Raw genomic sequence first — 2,555 nt, 5'->3', positions numbered from 1 at the left:
TGCCCTTGATTCACCTGCTCAACCGGGCGCTACCGCCGGCGGTCGTGGGGCAGCATGGGCTCGGGGCAGTGCCTAACCAGGAGGCCCACGAGCGCGCGGGACTTCAGAAGATCGAGCACGGCGCCGCCGCCCTGGCGACGGCGCCGGGCCTGTCGGCGAGCGGCCGTGCCGCCGCCGCGCAGATCGCGCGCGGGGCGGCCGAGGCGGCCGCTGCGCTCAACCAAAAGGTCCAGACCAAGGAGAAACCGATAACGATCGGAGTCGGCGAGCCGTTCACGACGACGCTCACCGTGGCCGCCTATTTCGCATTGCTGTTCTCGCTTCCGGTGTTGCTGTTCGAGGCCTACGGGTTCGCGATTCCAGCGCTCAATTCGTCCGAGCGCAGGATGGCGGTGCCGGTGATGGTGGCCGCACCGCTGTTGTTCTTGACCGGGATCGTGTTCGCCTACGTCGTGGTGCTCCCGCCTGCAGTCCATTTCCTCCAGGGCTATAACAGCGCCCAGTTCCAGGTGCTCGTGCAGGCGAAGGCGTACTTCACCTTCGAGATCCTGACGATGCTGGGCATCGGCTTGGCGTTCCAGCTGCCGCTCGGACTGCTCGCGCTCCACCGCATCGGCGTGATCGACGGGGGGACCCTGACCGGGCACTGGCGCTACGCGATCGTGATCATCGCGGTGGTCGCCGCCGCGATGCCGGGCTCGGACCCAGTCACGACCGGGCTGGAGGCGCTGCCGCTCGTTCTGTTGTTCGCCGTCAGTATCGTGCTGCTCAAGATCGCCGATCGCCGGGCGGCCGCGCGGGCGGCCGCGGAGGCGACACAAACATTCGACAGCGGTCTGGAGACCTCGTTGTGACCCATGCTGTTTGACCTACGTAGCCGCGGCCGCCGCCGCACCGTCCAAGGCGTCTATCTCGGGCTCGCCCTGCTGATGGGCCTCGGCCTCGTGCTGTTCGGGGTCGGCGCCGGCAATGGCATCGGCGGGCTCCTCAACGCGTTCACGGGCAATGGGTCCGGAAACAATCAGAACCAGGTCGTCAGCCAGCAGGAGCAGAGCGCGCTGAAGGCCGTCAAGGCCCACCCGAACAGCGCTGCGGCGTGGGCCCAGCTGGTGCAGGCCCGCTGGACGGCCGCGGGCGAGGGCAGCAACTTCAACAACACGACCAACAGCTTCACCGCCTCCGGAAAGCGCGAGCTGAGGGGGACGATTCAGGCGTGGCAGCGTTACCTCCAGCTGACCAAGAGCCCCGATTCCACGCTGGCAATTCTCGTCGCACGGGCCTACGGCGCGCTTGGCAATTATGCCGGTGAGGCAAGCGCCTGGGAGGTGGTGACCGTTGCCCAGCCCACCCAGCTCACTGGCTTTGAGTGCCTTGCCGCGTCCGCGTTCGCCGCAGGCCAGACGGACAAGGGCGAGCTCGCCTTGAACAAGGCCCTCTCGCTCGCCCCCAAGGCGCAACGGACGACGATCAAGACCGCGGTCACGGCAGCGAAGACCAATCCATCGCTCGTCCAGCAGCAGTGCTGAGCGCGCCGGGGCTCGTTAGCGACTTACGACGAGGCGCGCCGAGGCGATCCGGCTAAGATCGCACCTCCCCTGGGCCGTTAGCTCAACTGGTAGAGCAGGGGACTCTTAATCCCAAGGTTGGAGGTTCGAGTCCTCCACGGCCCACCTCGCTGGAAACTAGTATTTCGGGCGTTCCAGGGATTTCGTGTAGAGTCCGTTGGCGGCGTGAATTGTGAGGTTCAGTTTGCGGGTTGACGCCGAGTGACGTGGACTGGCGTCCGCTGAGCTTCGCCAGGGCCTAGCTCGGCGTTAGGCGGAAGCGAAAGCCGCCGCCCTCTCTCCGGAGTTGGGTCCGCGCCCGGTTGACGGCCTACAGTGTGCAGCTGTGGCTGCCGTGGACGAGGGTGGCGAGCTTCGGCTGGCCGAGTTGGTGGCGGCGCTGTCGTTGGCGGTGGACCTTGGCCTCGGGCAGCCGATGGAGCATCTGCTGCGCTCGTGCCGGATCGCCCTGAGGCTGGCCGAGGAGATCGGGCTCGACGAGCAGGAGCGGGCGGTCGTGTATTACGTGGCGCTGCTCGGTTGGGTCGGCTGCCATGCGGATGCGCACGAGCAGGCGCGCTGGTTTGGGGATGACATCGCGCTGAAGGCCGACAGGTTTCCGGTCGACATGGTGGGAGCGGCGCGGGCCGCGTTTGTCTTGCGCCACCTCGGCGCAGATCACGGTCTGGTTCACCGCACGCGGCTGCTCGGGTCACTGGTCGGTTCGGGCCGCGAGCTTGCCGAGGCGTTTGAGAGCACCCACTGCCGGATCGCCGGCGGCGTCGCGGTTGGGCTCGGCCTGGGCGATAGGGTCGCAGACGCATTGCTGCAGGTGTTCGAGCGCTGGGACGGCAAGGGGTCACCGGGCGGCTTGCAGGGTGAGCGGATCGCGATCGCTTCGCGGCTGGTGCAGCTTGCGTTGATCGTCGAGTACTACCGGCGACTGGGTGGCGCCGAGGCGGCGATCCAGGCGGCCGTTCGCCGGCGCGGTACGCAGTTCGATCCCGGGTT

3 protein-coding genes and 1 tRNA gene are annotated in these 2,555 nt (G+C 67.5%); all 4 read left to right on the top strand.

Features of this window, described 5'->3' with window-relative positions; all coding sequences use genetic code 11:
- A partial coding sequence (tatC, locus tag VFA16_RS20110) for a twin-arginine translocase subunit TatC (protein ID WP_324969516.1) occupies positions 1-854 on the top strand: 854 nt, incomplete at its 5' end.
- Between the two features lie 3 nt (positions 855-857).
- On the top strand, positions 858-1,526 hold the full coding sequence (locus VFA16_RS20105; RefSeq protein ID WP_324969515.1) for a hypothetical protein: 669 nt from the start codon (positions 858-860) through the stop codon (positions 1,524-1,526).
- A 71-nt stretch (positions 1,527-1,597) separates the two neighbouring features.
- Positions 1,598-1,670, top strand: a tRNA-Lys gene (locus VFA16_RS20100).
- Between the two features lie 265 nt (positions 1,671-1,935).
- Positions 1,936-2,555 (top strand): HD domain-containing phosphohydrolase (locus tag VFA16_RS20095; protein ID WP_324969514.1); only part of this gene is annotated, 620 nt, incomplete at its 3' end.

Source organism: Mycobacterium sp. (assembly GCF_035653355.1).
GTDB lineage: Bacteria > Actinomycetota > Actinomycetes > Mycobacteriales > Mycobacteriaceae > Mycobacterium.
Note: the sequence above shows the minus strand (reverse complement) of the source record. Positions and strands in the feature narration are given on the sequence as shown.